Annotated in this window: 14 protein-coding genes; 8 read left to right on the top strand and 6 right to left on the bottom strand. The window is 34.7% G+C overall.

The features are described from left to right. Positions 1-16: 16 nt before the first annotated feature. A complete protein-coding gene (locus tag BMZ76_RS09990; protein WP_091205600.1) occupies positions 17-337 on the top strand; it encodes a YbaB/EbfC family nucleoid-associated protein in 321 nt (106 codons plus the stop codon). Positions 338-410: 73 nt separating this feature from the next. Here BMZ76_RS09990 and BMZ76_RS09985 read toward each other — a convergent pair whose 3' ends face one another. Continuing rightward, positions 411-1,433, bottom strand: a complete 1,023-nt coding sequence (locus tag BMZ76_RS09985) for a threonine aldolase family protein (RefSeq protein ID WP_091205598.1) — start codon at positions 1,431-1,433, stop codon at positions 411-413. Positions 1,434-1,623: 190 nt separating this feature from the next. On the opposite strand from BMZ76_RS09985, the gene prfB reads away from it, so the two are divergent. The 4 genes from prfB to BMZ76_RS09965 all read left to right on the top strand — a co-directional run bounded on the left by prfB (position 1,624) and on the right by BMZ76_RS09965 (position 6,506). Next, positions 1,624-2,719, top strand: a protein-coding gene (gene prfB / locus BMZ76_RS09980; protein WP_143071077.1) for a peptide chain release factor 2 whose coding sequence is annotated in 2 segments (ribosomal slippage) — positions 1,624-1,686 and positions 1,688-2,719 — 1,095 coding nt in all. Because the reading frame shifts where the segments join, the coding sequence is not laid out codon by codon here. A 209-nt stretch (positions 2,720-2,928) separates the two neighbouring features. Next, positions 2,929-3,927 (top strand): UDP-3-O-(3-hydroxymyristoyl)glucosamine N-acyltransferase, encoded by a 999-nt coding sequence (lpxD, locus tag BMZ76_RS09975; protein ID WP_091205592.1) that lies wholly within the window; start codon positions 2,929-2,931, stop codon positions 3,925-3,927. A 165-nt stretch (positions 3,928-4,092) separates the two neighbouring features. Then, the gene (locus BMZ76_RS09970) at positions 4,093-5,721 is read left to right on the top strand and encodes an acyl-CoA carboxylase subunit beta (RefSeq protein ID WP_091205590.1); all 1,629 of its coding nucleotides are present in this window, start codon (positions 4,093-4,095) and stop codon (positions 5,719-5,721) included. Positions 5,722-5,873: 152 nt separating this feature from the next. After that, complete coding sequence (locus tag BMZ76_RS09965; protein WP_091205588.1) at positions 5,874-6,506, top strand: hypothetical protein; 633 nt, start codon at positions 5,874-5,876, stop codon at positions 6,504-6,506. Between the two features lie 485 nt (positions 6,507-6,991). On the opposite strand, the gene BMZ76_RS09960 is transcribed toward BMZ76_RS09965, so the two are convergent. Beyond that, a complete protein-coding gene (locus BMZ76_RS09960) occupies positions 6,992-8,041 on the bottom strand; it encodes an AMP-binding protein (RefSeq protein ID WP_091205586.1) in 1,050 nt (349 codons plus the stop codon). A 38-nt stretch (positions 8,042-8,079) separates the two neighbouring features. Then, positions 8,080-8,991, bottom strand: a complete 912-nt coding sequence (locus tag BMZ76_RS09955) for a CPBP family intramembrane glutamic endopeptidase (RefSeq protein ID WP_091205584.1) — start codon at positions 8,989-8,991, stop codon at positions 8,080-8,082. Positions 8,992-9,087: 96 nt separating this feature from the next. On the opposite strand from BMZ76_RS09955, the gene arsC reads away from it, so the two are divergent. Further along, positions 9,088-9,432, top strand: a complete 345-nt coding sequence (arsC, locus tag BMZ76_RS09950; RefSeq protein ID WP_091205582.1) for an arsenate reductase (glutaredoxin) — start codon at positions 9,088-9,090, stop codon at positions 9,430-9,432. A 96-nt stretch (positions 9,433-9,528) separates the two neighbouring features. Then, positions 9,529-12,045: a TonB-dependent receptor gene (locus tag BMZ76_RS09945; RefSeq protein WP_091205580.1), complete on the top strand. Its 2,517-nt coding sequence runs from the start codon at positions 9,529-9,531 to the stop codon at positions 12,043-12,045. A gap of 132 nt (positions 12,046-12,177) precedes the next feature. Here BMZ76_RS09945 and BMZ76_RS09940 read toward each other — a convergent pair whose 3' ends face one another. Further along, entirely contained in the window at positions 12,178-12,432 is a 255-nt protein-coding gene (locus tag BMZ76_RS09940) for a hypothetical protein (protein ID WP_167547449.1), read from the bottom strand. 165 nt (positions 12,433-12,597) lie between these two features. Here BMZ76_RS09940 and fumC point away from each other — a divergent pair, with 165 nt between their 5' ends. After that, positions 12,598-13,995, top strand: a complete 1,398-nt coding sequence (gene fumC / locus BMZ76_RS09935; RefSeq protein WP_091205578.1) for a class II fumarate hydratase — start codon at positions 12,598-12,600, stop codon at positions 13,993-13,995. A 207-nt stretch (positions 13,996-14,202) separates the two neighbouring features. Here the strand turns inward: fumC and BMZ76_RS09930 are convergent, their stop codons facing one another. After that, positions 14,203-15,207 carry an LLM class flavin-dependent oxidoreductase gene (locus tag BMZ76_RS09930; protein ID WP_091205577.1) on the bottom strand — a complete coding sequence of 335 codons (1,005 nt, stop codon included), beginning with the start codon at positions 15,205-15,207 and terminating at the stop codon, positions 14,203-14,205. 171 nt (positions 15,208-15,378) lie between these two features. Then, positions 15,379-16,581, bottom strand: coding sequence for an NAD(P)-dependent oxidoreductase (locus tag BMZ76_RS09925; protein ID WP_091205575.1), 1,203 nt, complete (start codon positions 16,579-16,581; stop codon positions 15,379-15,381). Between the last annotated feature and the right edge of the window lie 196 nt (positions 16,582-16,777).

The raw sequence follows: 16,777 nt of genomic DNA, 5'->3' as shown, positions 1-16,777 counted from the left end.
TTTTAAAAATTAAAACATGGATTTAATGGGAATGATGGGAAAACTAAAAGAAACCCAACAAAAAATAGAAGACACAAAAAAACGCTTGGATACGGTTCTTATTGACGAACAAAGTACTGATGGCTTATTGAAAGTAACGCTGACAGCGAACAGAACTATAAAATCAATCACTATTGACGACTCACTGTTAGAAGATAAAGAACAACTAGAGGATTACATGATCTTAGTAATGAATAAAGCGATTGAAAAAGCGACTAAAACCAATGAGGCAGAACTTGATGCTGTTGCAAAAATGGATATGCCAATGATTCCGGGTATGGATAATTTGTTTAAGTAATTATGAATTATAAGTTATGAATTATGAGTTTTGACAATTTGAGAAACTCATAATTCATAGCTTATAACTTTTTTTAAACCAGTTTTTGCAGCGTTTCCAAAACATACGTATGCATAACTTCCTTATAATCAAGATGTGTAACGATTCTCAGTTTTCCATGACCCATGGAACTAATTAAAATATTTTTTTGTTTCAACAATTCAATTAAATTCTTTTCGATACAATTTGGAACCAACGAGAAAATCAAAATATTAGTTTCAACCGGTTCAACTGATGCAACCCAGCTTACCTTTTTCAAAACTTCTCCAATTTCTTTCGCTCTTCGGTGGTCTTCAGCAAGGCGCTCTACATTATTATCTAAAGCGTATATTCCGGCTGCCGCCAAATAGCCTACCTGACGCATTCCGCCACCTAAAATCTTTCGGATGCGTAACGCTCTGTGAATCGTCGCTTTATCACCCAACAATACGGAACCAATTGGTGCTCCCAAACCTTTTGACAAACAAACAGAAATAGTATCAAATAATTTCCCAAATGCTTTTGGGTCTTGATTTTTGGCTATCAAAGCATTCCAGATTCGGGCGCCATCCATGTGAAATTTTAAATTATTGGCATCACAAACCGCCTTTATTTCTTGTAAATCTTGCAGTTCATAACAAGCGCCGCCGCCTTTATTAGTTGTATTTTCGACACAAACTAAACTTGTTAATGGACTGTGATAAAATTCCGGATCATTGATAGCTCCAGCCACTTGTTCTGCAGTTATCATACCTCGATTTCCGTCTAATAAGCAACAAGAAACACCGCTGTTGAAGGAAACACCACCACCTTCATAATGATAGACGTGTGCATATTTGTCGGCAATCAATTGTTCTCCAGGCTGTGTATGCAATTTTATTGCCGTTTGATTTGCCATCGTTCCCGAAGGAAAAAAAAGTCCTGCTTCCATTCCAAACATTTCGGCAACTTTGGCTTCAAGTTCAATAACGGTAGGGTCTTGTTTGTAAACATCATCACCTACTTCAGCATTTAACATGTGTACCAACATTTCGCGTGAAGGTTTTGTAATTGTATCGCTAACTAAATTTATTTCCATATTATTTTTTATTTTTGATAAGGGGAAGTCACGACTTGTCCCTGCGTAAATTTTTTTTACTTTTGTGCCACAAATTTACACAATACCGTTTGTTAATTCCAACTAGTTCCGTTAAAACTAAACTAATTGTAGTACAGAACGGAATTTTTGATAAATATTGAAAACAGACCTATCAAATTAATATAATTTTATGACAACTACCGAACAAATTAAAGGTATTGTAGAGCGCCTGGGTGCGTTGAGGAGGTATCTTTGACGTTGATGCCAAGTTAATTGAGATTTCAAACGAAGAAGAAAAAACTTTTGCGCCTGATTTTTGGAACAATACAAAAGAAGCGGAACAAATTGTAAAAAACCTTCGAAACAAGAAAAAGTGGATTGAAGATTACAATAAAGCGGTCGAAATTACCGAAGAATTGCAACTCGCTTACGATTTTTACAAAGAAGGTGAACTTACCGGAGAAGAATTAGACGAACATTATATCGCTACTCAAGCTCATATTGAAGCCATCGAATTCAAGAATATGCTTTCTGATGAAGGTGATACTTTAAGTGCTGTAGTACAAATAACCGCTGGCGCAGGAGGAACAGAAAGTTGTGATTGGGCAGAGATGCTGATGAGAATGTACATGATGTGGGGCGAAAAATACGGCTTTAAAATAAAAGAACTGAATTTCCAGAAAGGAGAAGCAGCGGGTATAAAAACTGTAACACTCGAATTTGAAGGCGATTATTCTTTTGGATATTTAAAAGGCGAAAACGGCGTGCATCGATTGGTGCGTATTTCTCCATTTGATAGTAATGCAAAACGTCATACTTCATTTGCTTCCGTTTATGTTTATCCATTGGTAGATGATAGTATCGAAATTGACATTAATCCTGCTGATATCGAAATAACCACTTCGCGATCCAGTGGTGCAGGTGGACAAAATGTTAATAAGGTGGAAACGAAAGTGCAATTGTTTCACAAACCAACCGGAATTCAAATACAATGTTCCGAAACGCGTTCGCAACAAGATAATAGACAACGCGCCATGCAAATGTTACGCTCTCAATTATACGAAATTGAGTTAAAAAAGAAACAGGCACAACGCGCCGATATTGAAGCTGGGAAAATGAAAATAGAATGGGGATCCCAAATCAGGAATTACGTGATGCAACCTTATAAGTTAGTCAAAGATGTTCGTACCGGTTACGAAACTAGTAATGTTGACGGCGTGATGAATGGAGAAATCGATGAGTTCCTGAAAGCCTATTTGATGATGATGGGACAGAAGGAAGAATAATACTCCCTTCACAGTTTCGATTTGTAAAAATTTATACATTAATTCCCTTAAATAATATCCCCTTAAAAATTCAATTAATAATGGTTTTAAGGGGGATTTTTTATTACCCCTAGAAGACGTTTCTTGATATTTTAATAAAATATTTGCAATTTCAACGTTAAATGATTTTATTTGGAAATGAAAATTAAACCAAATTCAATATATATTTAATGAAATCCTACTCAATTCAAGAAATAAACGAGATTCTTAAGGGAGAGATTATTGGGAATACTACCCAAAAGATTACAGCTCCTGAACAATTAGAAATGGCCAATATTTCCGAAATTTCATTTATTGGAAATAAAAAATATGAAAAATTTTGGGCAACATCTAAGGCTTGCGTCGCCGTTGTTAATGAAGATATAACTATCGAACCTGGGGAAAACAGGGCTTTCATAAAAGTTAAAAATGCTGATTTGGCAATGTCACAAGTACTGGAACTTTTTGCTCCCCCTACTCCAATATTCCACACAAACATTCATCCCACCGCAACAATAGACGAAACTGCAACTATTTGTAATGGAGTCCGAATTGGTGCAGGATGTTATATCGGACCTAAAGTTGTAATTGGGGACAACACTACAATTTATCCTAATGTGACCATTCTGGATGAATGTACGATAGGAAAAAACACAGTTATCTGGTCTGGAACTGTAATCAGAGAGCGTTGTCATATAGGAAACGACTGCATTTTACATCCAAACGCAACTATTGGAGCAGATGGTTTTGGTTTTCGACCTGATCCTCAAAGAGGTTTGGTAAAAATTCCACAAATTGGAAATGTAATCATAGGCAATAATGTTGAAATAGGTGCAAATTCTTGCGTTGACAGAGGAAAATTCAGTTCTACTGTTTTGGGTGACGGCTGCAAAATTGATAATTTAGTTCAAATAGGTCATAACAGCAAATTAGGTAAATTTTGTATTATGGCCGGAAATAGTGGACTTGCCGGTTCAGTCACATTAGGAAACGGGGTTATTATTGGCGGAAGCGCTTCCATAAAAGACCATACCACTATAGGTGATGGTGCTATTGTAGGTGCTGGGTCAGGTGTTACAGGAGATATTCCAGCCGGAAAAACCATGTTAGGTTATCCAGCTGTCGAGGCACGTGATGCACTAAAGCAATGGGCAATCTTGAAAAGACTCGTAAATGAATCTAAAAAATAAACTTTCTCTTTTTTATTAAATTCGTAAAAAACAGGAGTTCATTTCTGTTTTTTTGTTTTATTAGTAAACATATATTCAATTATCATTACATACGATTTAAATTAATAAAATTTATTTCGTTGGATTTTGTATTTTTGACGCAAACTTTTTTAATATTATTTCATCATGGATTTGAACTTCAACAAAAACGAAGACCACAATAAACTTTTACTTTCCGCATTACGTCAAAAATTAAGCGTAGTTAAATTAGGCGGCGGCGAAAAACGCATCCAAAAATTACATGGCGAAGGCAAAATGACCGCACGCGAACGAATCGATTATTTATTGGATCCAAAATCGAAAAGTATTGAAATTGGAGTATTTGTTGGTGAAGGAATGTATGCCGAACACGGTGGCTGCCCATCAGGTGGAGTTGTTGTAAAAATAGGATACATCCGAGGAAAACAATGTATTGTAGTGGCTAATGATGCAACTGTAAAAGCAGGAGCTTGGTTTCCTATAACGGCTAAGAAAAATTTACGCGCACAGGAAATTGCAATGGAGAATCGCTTACCAATAATCTACTTGGTAGATAGTGCCGGAGTTTATTTGCCTTTGCAAGATGAGATTTTCCCGGACAAAGAACATTTTGGACGCATTTTTAGAAACAATGCTCAAATGAGCAGCATGGGAATTACCCAAATTGCTGCAGTAATGGGAAGTTGTGTTGCAGGTGGTGCCTACTTGCCAATCATGAGCGATGAAGCTATGATAGTAGATAAAACGGGAAGTATATTCTTGGCAGGAAGTTATTTGGTCAAAGCAGCCATTGGCGAAAGCATTGATAACGAAACTTTGGGCGGAGCGACAACACATTGTGAAATTTCAGGTGTTACAGATTACAAAGCTAAAGATGACAAAGACGCATTAGACAAAATAAAAAATATAGTTGACAAAATAGGTGATTTTGACAAAGCCGGATACAGCAGAATTAAAGCGGAAAAACCAGCATTAGACGAAAAGGAAATCTATGGTGTTTTGCCAAAAGCCAGAAATGAACAATACGATATGATGGAAATCATTAATCGTTTAGTGGATAATTCCGAGTTTGAAGCGTATAAAGACGGTTATGGTCAAACCATTATTACCGGTTATGCCAGAATTGACGGATGGGCAGTAGGAATTGTTGCCAATCAACGAAAAGTAGTGAAAACTAAAAATGGCGAAATGCAATTTGGAGGCGTTATTTACTCCGATAGTGCCGATAAAGCCACGCGTTTCATAGCCAATTGCAATCAGAAAAAAATCCCATTAGTGTTCGTTCAGGATGTTACCGGATTTATGGTTGGATCTAAATCCGAACATGGAGGAATCATAAAAGACGGTGCCAAAATGGTAAACGCTGTATCTAATTCAGTTGTTCCAAAATTCACTGTTATAGTAGGAAATTCATACGGAGCCGGAAATTATGCCATGTGTGGAAAAGCGTATGATCCAAGATTAATTTTTGCATGGCCAAGTGCAGAATTAGCTGTTATGGGCGGAACGCAGGCTGCAAAAGTATTGGCACAGATTGAAGCTTCTTCGCTTAAAGCAAAAGGAGAAATAGTGGATGAAGTCAAAGAAAAAGAATTATTCGATAAAATAAAAGCAAGATATGACGAACAAGTTTCACCATATTATGCAGCATCCCGATTGTGGACAGATGCCATTATCGATCCTCTAGATACCAGAACTTGGATTTCAATGGGAATCGAAGCAGCCAATCACTCCCCGATTGAGAAAAAATTCAACCTAGGTATTATTCAGGTTTAATACTGATTATCAATTGCTTAAATAATTATTTTGTATATTTATGGCTGTTTTGTTGCTGCTTCTTTGGAGCAGCAACAAAACAGCCTCATTGATTAAATAACACTCACAAATCTTAACCTAATTCATTTTAATAATTTAAAATTGAATAAGAAATGAAAAAAATTTTGGTTTTACTATTTAGTATATTGATTCTACCAGGTCAGTCTTTATTCGCACAAAGTAAATTAGATAGTAATAACACCAAAAAAGAAAAAAAACCTATTTATTTTGAATCGGGAATCAATGCTTCTTTACCGGTTCATATCGAAATGTATCGGACACACAGACTGGCAATTGGTTTAAATGGAAGAGTTGGAAAAATAATTTCAAGGAAATTAGAATTAGGAATCCGATTTGATTACGACTACCGATTCATCCGAAAAAACACTCGAATCCTCACTCCTGAAAGTACAATGCAGGAAAGAGCCAGCCACAATAATTTCAGCCTTTTTAGTCTTAGACCCAACATTCAATTCAATATGAACTCGCATTGGTTTTGGGGTGCTGAAACAGGCGTTGGTTATGTTTTATCAGATGAAGACAGTAAAATAGGAATGGGTTTTGTATCAGAATACGCCAGTGATCAACAATTTGGTGTATGTTCTGGATTGTATGTTGGTCGCTATTTTAATATTAGTACTAATAAAAATAAATTAGGAGTATCGATGAATTTAACACAATTTTTAGCTCTTGGCCATGCCGAAAACAGTCTTGGCTTTAGAGTAAATTACCGATTTAAAAACTAATTTTCAATAAACAAAAAAGTATTAAACTCAAAAAATGGCTTTTATAAACAAGGTTATTTTTAAATTTGATACTTATAGTAATTACAGATGCCGTAGGATGCAATTGTTTAAAAATAATATAAAGTCGTTATTTTGTCATTCCGATAGAAGGGGAATCACATTATCAATTCACAACATAAGATTTCTCGTTCCTCGAAATGACAAAATCACTACATACTAATGATACAATTTATAATTTTTAAAACTTAAATAAATAACACCTAAAGGGTTAATTTATTTAAGTTGGTCGCAATTTAAGTTTCTTATTTTTAAAAAATAGAAACAAATATTTTTTCATTTCTTTAAGATGTTTCACTTTATTTGAGAAAACCATAGCGATGTTAACCCAAGAATTGGGCATCTAACTCTTTTTTTAAGCTCCCATTTAGCTGATTTTTTATTTACGATCATTCACAAATTTTATTAATTGCACTAAATGGATTGAATTACATACTTTCCAGTATTTCTTTTCTTTTCACCTTACCATTTTCAGTTTCAGTAAATTTTGCTACATAAAATACTTCTTTTGGTTTTTCATATTTATCTAAACCATCAAAAATAGTATCTTCTAATGTTTGATTTTCACCTTCAATTACCAAAACTAATTTTTCGCCCAAAGCAGCATCATGAATCCCAGTTACAAAAAATCTTGAATTAATTTTATGGGATAACTTTTGTTCTATTTTTTCTGGAATTAATTTAACCCCGCCGCTATTGATTACATTATCTATTCTCCCTAAAAAAACAAACTGGTTTTCGCCAACTATTTCGACCAAATCATTCGTTACAATAGATTTTTCTGAAATTTTTGGAGCATCAATTACTAAGCAGTTTCGGTCATCTTTGGCAATTTTTATATTGGGTAAAACTGAGAAAGCCTCTTCTCCAATTTTCTTGGCAGCAATATGAGTAATGGTTTCCGTCATGCCATAAGTTTCATAAACTATAGTTTTTAATTTAGATAGTCCTTTTTCTAGAGCAGTATTCATTTTTGCACCACCAATAATTATCTTTTTTACGTTATTTAACTCCGCTAAAGAGTTTTGCGCTTGCAAAGGAACCATGGCTGCAAAATCATATTTGGTATCGTTTAGCAACATAGGATGTGAACTTGGTGCCACAAAATCTAAATCAAGACCAAGTATAAAACTCCTTACAAACATCATCTTCCCCGCTATGAATTTAGTCGGCAAACAATGTAATGCTTTATCACCCGGATGTAAATCAAAAAAATCACCCGTGGCAACCGCTGAATCAACCATAGCCTGTTTCTCTATTCGGATTAGTTTAGGCGCTCCTGTAGTTCCTGATGTACTGAATTCCAGATAGGATTTATTGTCAAACCAATCGAGTATAAAATCGCCCACAGACTTTTCATGCTCATCTCCTTCTTTGATAAAACTGTACGCTACTCGGCATAAATCATTTCGATCCAAATGAAAACCGTTCAATTTGAAGAGATTATGAACGTTCTGATATGTTATTGTACTGGTCATGAGTGGCCTTTTATTAAATTATTTGTATCTTAAATCAACTAAATTTTACCAGTCAATTTTTCTTTCCAGTTGGTCCAATTATATTTTTTACTAAAGATAAATAAAAGTATCGGGAAAATTATGACAACAGGAAAAATAACATCTAATCCTGCTGAAGGATCTGAAATATCTTTGAAAATAGAATGCGTTTGAAAAGCAGACCAATCCGAAGTGACCAATAAAGCACCAACCAAATTATTTGCAGCATGAAATCCCAGCGCTAACTCCATTCCTTCATCCATTAACGTAATAATCCCCAAAAATAATCCGGTGCCAATATAATAAACCAAAATTACAGGACCAATTTTAACAACTTCCGGATTGAACCAGTGCATTCCACCAAAAATCAGCGAAGTCATTAGTAATGGAAACCATTTGTTTTTTGCAAGATTTGCAAATCCCTGCATCAAATAGCCTCTAAAAATAAATTCTTCAGAACTGGTTTGTATCGGAATAAGAACTATTCCGATTAGTGCCAAGATAGCAAATGGAACAGGTTTAAAATTGAATATGAAGTCATTTGGACTGTAATAATAAAAAAATAAAGTGGATACAATTGTAAATGCAGCCCAAATCAAAAATGAAAATACGATTCGGTTCCAGTCAACTTTCGCTCTTGAAGTGGTGACGGAAAGTACCGTTTGATGGTGCAGGTGTCGGATCACCAGAATGATGCCAAGCATAATAAAAACAAACGAAATCAGCATCAAAAACAAGGTCAGATTCGGTTCAAAAAAACGCATAATTGCTTCATTACTGGCAGGATACGATTTTCCGTTTACAAATGTTTCATAAAGCAAAATGGCAAGAAGCGGAATCTGCCCAACCAATGAAGCAAAAAAGATTAGTATTGAACCGCCAATATATTTCCAAAACGTATTCTCTGATTTTAAACCTTGTTCTATAAACATGTATTTTTTAGTTTAATTTTACAACTGATTAGAGTAACAAATATTCTTTTTGTTACCCCTTATATAATGCTTTAACAACTATTGAAAACAAATTATATGATACAAATATACCATAATTCACGCTGCGGAAAATCCAGAAATTGTCTCGCACTTTTAGAACAATCAGAAAAAGAGTTTGAAGTCATCAATTATTTGACAAACCCACCTTCTTTTGAAGAACTGTCTGCTATTATTAAAAAATTGAATATGAAACCAATTGAACTGGTGCGCCAAAAAGAAAAAATTTGGATAGACAATTTTAAAGACCAAAAAATGAATAACGAACAAATTATTCAGGCCATGATTGCGAATCCAATTTTAATTGAAAGACCGATTGTAATAATAGAAAACAAGGCAATCATCGGCCGAGATTTAGAAAAAGCAGAAGCATTCATTTCATAAAATAACTGTTTTTAATTAACATTATTTTATGATTTTTACTATTAAACCAAACGCTACTTTTGCAATCTAAGGTTGGTAACTAAAGTTTTTTTAAAAATGAAAAAAATAAAATCCGCATTACTTCTTGTTCTCTTTTTTATAACTCTATTCAGTTATGCTCAACAGGCACCTGCTGTTCCAAAAATTAAAATTTCAGGAAAAGTAGTAGAAAAAATAAGCAAACAACCTCTAGAATATGCTACAATTACTTTTTTAGAACCTAACAATCAAAAACCTGTTGCTGGTGGAATTACAAATCCGAATGGAGAATTTGATATTGAGGTAAAACCGGGAGTTTATGATATAAAAATTGAATTTATATCTTTTAAATTATTTGAAATCAAACAGAAAAACCTACAGTCTAACAGTAGTTTAGGTTTGATTAGTTTGGAAGAAAATCCCAATCAATTGAATGAAGTTATCATTCGTTCTGAAAAAACAACAGTTGAAATCAAATTAGATAAAAAAGTGTACAACGTAGGAAATGACCTTATGGTAAAAGGTGGAACTGTAAGTGATGTTCTGGACAACATTCCTTCTGTTGCTGTAGATGTAGAGGGGAATATTAGCCTTCGTGGAAATGAAAATGTACGCGTTCTTATTGACGGTAAACCTTCGAATGCGATTAATATTGCGGAAGCACTACGATTGATTCCGGCAGATGCGATTGAAAAAGTAGAAGTGATTACCAACCCTTCCGCACGATATGATGCTGAAGGTGGTGGGGGTTTATTGAATATCATCCTGAAAAAAGGGAAAAATCAAGGTTTAAACGGAACATTTATTGCTTCTGCCGGATATCCTGAAACCTACGGTTTAAGCGGTAACTTAAATTATAAATCAAAAAACTTTAATCTTTTCACTACTCAAGGATACAATGATCGTAGCAATCCTGGAAATGCATTTACCAATTCAAGATATTTAAATGCGGACAATTCAACTCGAAATTATGTAAATGAAACGAGAGAGAACGAAAGAGACAATAAAGGATACAATGGAAACTTTGGAATGGAATGGTATTTAAGCGAAAGCCTTTCTTGGACCAATACCTTCAACTACAGAAAAAGTGATGGAAATAATGTAGACAATGTTTTGCAGAATAATTATGACGCAGGATTTAATTATGACTACGCTCGTAATCGTATCAATTTAGAAAATAGTGACAGTGAGAATGTAGAATTTACGACGAACTTTACTAAAAAATTTAAAAAAGACGGTCATAAATTAACATTTGATGGTTCTTTCTCTACAAATGATGACATCAACAATGCATTAATTACGGACACGGCCACAAATACAAGTGTAGTAAAATTTGATAAGACAATCAACAATCAAAGCCAAAGCCGAAATTTACTTCAAATGGATTATGTGCTACCCGTAGGCAAAGGAAGCCAGTTTGAAGCAGGATACCGTGGTGATTTCTCTGAATTACTCACGGATTACAGCGTTAAAAATGATGGAGTAATCAATAACAACTTTACCAATACATTAGAATACAGAGAGAAAGTAAATGCAATTTACACCCAATATGGTGTGAAAATTAATAAATTTTCTGCCCTTTTCGGATTGCGTTTTGAAGATTCCAATATTGAAATCAATCAATTAGCAACTAATGATTTTAACACTAAAAAATACAATAACTTTTTTCCAAGTGCTTTCTTCACTTATGAAATCTCAGATAAAAGCAGCGCTTCTCTAAGCTATAGCCGAAGAATTCAAAGACCTAGAGGAAGAATGTTGAATCCGTTCAGCAATTTGTCAAGTAACATCAATATTTTTGTTGGTAATCCAGATTTAGATCCTGCATTTTCAGACGCTATTGATTTCGGTTATATCAAAAGATGGGAGAAATTAACCTTCAATACTTCTTTGTACGTAAATAAAACTACTGATGTTTTTCAATTTGCAAGAAGAGAATCGGGAGATTTTATTGTCACTGCAGTCGACGGTAAAGATACAGTTGTAAATGGTCAGGTAACACAAATTAATGGTGGCGAAGATACACGTATTCCTATTATTATTAGTTCACCTATTAACTTAGCTACAGAATATAGAGTAGGATTTGAATTCACATTAAATTATTCTCCTTTCAAATGGTGGAAAGTAAATAGTAATTTCAATTTCTTCAGAAACGAAACGCAAGGAGATTTTGTTTATACTAATTTTAAAAATAAAGAAATTGTACAAAATTTTGATAACGTAGCAGCGTCATGGTCTACAAGACTGACTTCAAAAATAACTTTGCCACACAAAATTGAATGGCAGGCTAATGCAAGTTACAACGGTCCGCAAAATAATGCACAAGGAAGAAGTTTAGGTATTTTTTCAGCAAACTTAGCCTTCAGTAAAGACATCTTAAAGGACAAAGCAACACTTTCATTCAACGTCAGTGATGTATTTAACTCCAGAAAAAGAATGGTGGAAAGTTATCTTCCCGGAATTGTAAGTTCGTACAGTGAAATGCAGTGGAGAGAAAGACAATTTAATTTATCATTCACATATCGTTTCAATAAACCTAAAAACGAAAGAGAACAACCTAAGCGAAATCAAGGTGATAACGAAGGGGATTATTAAGGGTAACAAAATTAAGGATTCATGAAAATGGGTCCTTTTTTTTATAGATATTATTTAATTCAATAATATTGAAAAGTGTAAGCATAAAAAAAAGGGCCCATAAATGAGTCCTTTTTTTATTAAACAAAAAGATTAAACTGATTGTTCTTGCTTCTTTTTTTCTCTTTTCTCCTTGTATGCTTCCCAACTGGCTCCACCTACCCAATAGGAAACGAAACCAACTAGAAAAAACATCAACCAAAATCCTAAAGTAAGAATGGTTAAGAAAAGTAAAAAGCCTAAGTACTGTGAAAATTCAAACATGTTTTCCGGAATTTTGAATGTAGCCACAAATGTAAGTTTAATTCCTTTTCGTACCAATAAAAAAGCATAAAAACTATCAATCAATTTTTATAAAAAAGGAATTATCCGTATTTTTGAACTCAGAATTTGGAGCTGTTTCCCGCTGTTCACTCCAATCTTTTCTTTTTTAAAGAAAAAAAGAAAAGGATTTCCATTACCATCAGGGCTAAAAAGTAGTAAACGACATAATTATTCCTAAATAACAACAAAATGAAATTCAGAATAGAAAAAGACACCATGGGTGAAGTGCAGGTTCCAGCTGACAAATATTGGGGCGCACAAACAGAACGTTCAAGAAACAACTTCAAAATAGGTCCATCGGCTTCGATGCCAAAGGAAATTATTGAAGGTTTTGCTTATCTTAAAAAAGCAGCGGCTTATGCCAATTGTGATTTAGGAGTTTTACCAGAAGAAAAGCGTGATGCCATTGCTGCTGTTTGTGATGAAATTCTAGCCGGAAAATTAGATACTGAATTTCCATTGGTAATTTGGCAAACGGGCTCCGGTACGCAAAGTAACATGAATGTAAATGAAGTAGTTGCTAATCGTGCGCAAGTATTAAAAGGATTCAACATTGGTGAAGGCGAACAATTTATCAAAGCGAATGACGATGTAAATAAATCACAATCTTCAAATGATACGTTCCCAACAGGAATGCACATTGCAGCCTACAAAGCAGTTGTTGAAGTTACTATTCCCGGAGTTGAAAAACTAAGAGACACACTACACGCAAAAGCAGTTGAATTTAACAATGTGGTTAAAATAGGTCGTACGCATTTAATGGATGCTACACCATTAACATTAGGACAGGAAATTTCTGGATATGTAGCGCAATTGAACTACGGTATAAAAGCGGTTAAAAATACGTTGGCTCACTTATCAGAAGTGGCTTTAGGTGGAACGGCTGTTGGAACCGGATTAAATACTCCAGAGGGATATGATGTAAAAGTAGCGGAATATATCGCTGAATTTACAGGACATCCATTTGTAACTGCCGAAAACAAATTTGAAGCATTAGCAGCACACGATGCCATCGTAGAAACGCATGGCGCGTTAAAACAACTGGCGGTTTCATTGAATAAAATTGCCAATGATGTACGTATGCTGGCTTCTGGACCACGTTCAGGAATTGGAGAAATAATTATTCCGGAAAATGAGCCGGGATCTTCCATCATGCCAGGAAAAGTAAACCCAACACAATGTGAGGCATTAACAATGGTTTGCGCACAAGTTATGGGGAATGATGTTGCAATCTCTGTTGGAGGAATGCAAGGTCATTATGAATTGAATGTTTTCAAACCATTAATGGCTGCAAACTTCTTACAATCAGCGAGATTATTAGGTGATGCTTGTATGTCTTTTGACGAACACTGCGCACAAGGAATTGCACCAAACTACAAACGTATCAAAGAATTAGTTGACAATTCATTGATGTTAGTTACCGCTTTAAATACTAAAATTGGATACTACAAATCCGCTGAAATTGCTCAGACAGCACATAAAAACGGAACAACACTGAAAGAAGAAGCTGTTCGTCTAGGATACGTGACTTCAGAAGATTTTGATGCTTGGGTTAAACCGGAAGATATGGTAGGAAGCTTGAAATAATTAAAAATTTTAGAGTAAAACGCACTGCCGTACTTCTTAAAATAATAAACCTGCAATGTAACGTTGCAGGTTTATTATTTTATAATTTATATTCTAATAGCGAAATTTAATAATTGAACTTAACTTACGTGATTTACATGGTAAAAATTTTTTAAAATATAAGTCCTGTAAGTTTCTCTAAGTTTTAAGAAAGTTCCACAGATTCTATTACTTATTAATTGTGTCCATAACTTCTTTCATTATTCGAATACTTTTCAATTTATTTTCATGATCGAAAATTGGACTGGTGATCATCAGTTCATCTATATTCGCATAATCAATAAACTGTTTCAATGCTACTGCTAATTTTTCTTTGCTTCCTACAAACGAACAAGAAGTCATTTGGTTAACATGAAAATGCTCTTCTTCGCTCATAATTCCATCTAACGAATCAACAGGCGGTTGTAATGGTCTTCTATCATTCCGAATCAAATTCAGAAACATTTGAGTTAAACTGGTCGACAATTTTTCGGCTTCTTCATCGGTATCTGCAGCTATTGCGTTTACGCAAGCCATCGTTTTGGGTTGGTTTAAATATTTCGAAGGCACAAAATTATCCCGGTAAAACTGAAATGCCTGATACATTTGTTTCGGTGCAAAATGTCCAGCAAAAGCGTACGGCAATCCATTGGCAGCAGCCAAAGCAGCACTGTCCATACTGGAACCTAAAATCCAAATAGGAACTTTCGTCCCTTCGGCAGGAAAAGCGCGCACTGCTGCAGTTGCATTATCTTCTGAGAAAAATTTCTGTAGCGCGGCCACATTTTGAGGAAATCGCTGTGATTGCTCGTAAAAATCTTTCCGAATCGCCTGTGCGGTTAATGCATCCGTTCCCGGCGCTCTTCCTAATCCTAAATCAATACGGTTTGGGTGTAAAATTTCAAGAGTTCCAAATTGTTCCGCTATAATTAACGGAGCATGATTTGGTAACATGATGCCACCAGAACCTACGCGAATATTTTGGGTCTGACTGGCAATATAACCAATCAGTACAACCGTTGCAGTGCTGGCTACATGCGCCATATTATGATGTTCAGCCAACCAAAATCGTTTGTATCCTAAACTGTCAGCCAGTTGCGCCAGTGTTTTTGTTTTTTGTAATGTTTCGCTTGCATTACTATTTTCGGTAATTATCGCTAATTCTAATAGGGAAATCGGAATATTTTTTTTCATTATAAATTTCTACTTTTGACAAAATTAATGATTTCCTGTCGAGCCAAAAATTCTGCGCTGTTAATTGATTTATAATGTTTCTAAAAAAATGAATTCTTTATTACTTTGAAATCCATAAAAAAACCTGCAAATTTATATGGCAGGTTTAATTAGTATTGAAAGTGATCGAAATTATTTTCCATCAACATAATCTTGTAAATAGCTAAATCGTGGCGTCAGTTTTCCTTTTGTGGTAATTTTAGCTCTTTGCAAAATACCGTCTTTATCTCCGTTAAAAAACGCTGGAATAACGTGTTCCAAGAACATTTCTCCAAAGCCTTCACTCGCGTCTTTGGGTAATTCACAAGGTAAATTATCAACTGCCATGACCACAACTGCTGCAGGATGAAAGACATCAACTTCTTTGTTTTCACTTGGAAAATATCCGTATAAAGGTTCCGCAATTGTTGATGATCTGAGCGTGCAGGCTATTGGACCATTGACATCGCAGGAAACATCAGCAACTACTTTGATCTTGCAATCGTTGGATTGCAGCATTTCCTGGGTAAGAATCACCGGCGCTTCATTGGCATGAAAATGCCCCGTGATATAAATATCAGATACTTTTGTAAATCTTTCGAAATCAGAAACATATTCTTTAGGATTGTGATAAAAATCAGTGAAATCTAAAACCTGTCCGTCCTTGCGTTTGTTGTATTCCAAGACATCAATCTGAGTATAAACGGGCTGGGTGTAGTTTTTTGTTAAATAATTCTCAACCGAAACTTCTTTTATTTTTATGGCATCCAGAACTTCTTTCGCACCATTCCCCACTTTTCCAGTTCCCGTAATGACAAATTTTAAAGGAGGTAAAACCAATCGTTTCAAATGGGTAATCAATGCGTCTTTTCCTGAAAGTGTTTCTGCTCTTGGCAATTTAAACAATTCGAATTTGATTCCGAAGGCGCGAATACTATTGTATGCTCCTACTATTCCTGCATAACGCCCAAAACCAATTAACCTGCGATTGTTAGCATCTACAATCGTTTCGTAATCGTACAAATCAATATTTTTTTCTAAAATAGCCTGTAACAATTTTCTGTTGTAAGGCTGTTTTTTAATAGTATGCGAAAAAAAGAAATAGGTTTTGTTCGGAATCAAATGTTCTACCGGTACTTCTTTTACACCAAACAAAATATCGCAATCGCTAATATCATCGGTCATTTCAATTCCGAGACTTTCATATTGAACATCGGTGAAAACCCTAATATCAGAACGCTCGACTTGTACCGTAATATTTTGATAGTACTGTTTCAATCTTGTCAACTCTTCAGGTGAAAAAACAACTCTCCTGTCCGGCGGATTTTTTCTTTCTTTTAAAATTCCAAATTTCATAGGTATGATAGGGTTTTGATTTGTTTTATTATAACTTTATATTGTCAATTTGTTACAAATATAACATTATAAACTAAATTGAATTTATTTTTTAATTAAAAACCGCAGGCAAAAAACTACTATTCTCTGAAGTACAAAATAATACAAAAAGCGTGCTTCCTACCTACTGATAAAATAGTGTTAAGGTTTGGAAAAA

This window comes from Flavobacterium xueshanense (genome assembly GCF_900112975.1).
Lineage (GTDB): Bacteria > Bacteroidota > Bacteroidia > Flavobacteriales > Flavobacteriaceae > Flavobacterium > Flavobacterium xueshanense.
The sequence above is the reverse complement of the archived record's forward strand: the minus strand, read 5'-3'. Positions and strand labels throughout refer to the sequence as shown.

Bases quoted from the DNA above. Each gene is read 5' to 3' on its own strand.
- BMZ76_RS09960 (WP_091205586.1), bottom strand. From the start codon at position 8,041: ATGACCAGTACAATAACATATCAGAACGTTCATAATCTCTTCAAATTG.
- BMZ76_RS09955 (WP_091205584.1), bottom strand. From the start codon at position 8,991: ATGTTTATAGAACAAGGTTTAAAATCAGAGAATACGTTTTGGAAATAT.
- BMZ76_RS09930 (WP_091205577.1), bottom strand. From the start codon at position 15,207: ATGAAAAAAAATATTCCGATTTCCCTATTAGAATTAGCGATAATTACC.
- fumC (WP_091205578.1), top strand. From the start codon at position 12,598: ATGAAATTCAGAATAGAAAAAGACACCATGGGTGAAGTGCAGGTTCCA.
- arsC (WP_091205582.1), top strand. From the start codon at position 9,088: ATGATACAAATATACCATAATTCACGCTGCGGAAAATCCAGAAATTGT.
- BMZ76_RS09945 (WP_091205580.1), top strand. From the start codon at position 9,529: ATGAAAAAAATAAAATCCGCATTACTTCTTGTTCTCTTTTTTATAACT.
- lpxD (WP_091205592.1), top strand. From the start codon at position 2,929: ATGAAATCCTACTCAATTCAAGAAATAAACGAGATTCTTAAGGGAGAG.
- BMZ76_RS09965 (WP_091205588.1), top strand. From the start codon at position 5,874: ATGAAAAAAATTTTGGTTTTACTATTTAGTATATTGATTCTACCAGGT.
- BMZ76_RS09985 (WP_091205598.1), bottom strand. From the start codon at position 1,433: ATGGAAATAAATTTAGTTAGCGATACAATTACAAAACCTTCACGCGAA.
- BMZ76_RS09925 (WP_091205575.1), bottom strand. From the start codon at position 16,581: ATGAAATTTGGAATTTTAAAAGAAAGAAAAAATCCGCCGGACAGGAGA.
- BMZ76_RS09990 (WP_091205600.1), top strand. From the start codon at position 17: ATGGATTTAATGGGAATGATGGGAAAACTAAAAGAAACCCAACAAAAA.
- BMZ76_RS09970 (WP_091205590.1), top strand. From the start codon at position 4,093: ATGGATTTGAACTTCAACAAAAACGAAGACCACAATAAACTTTTACTT.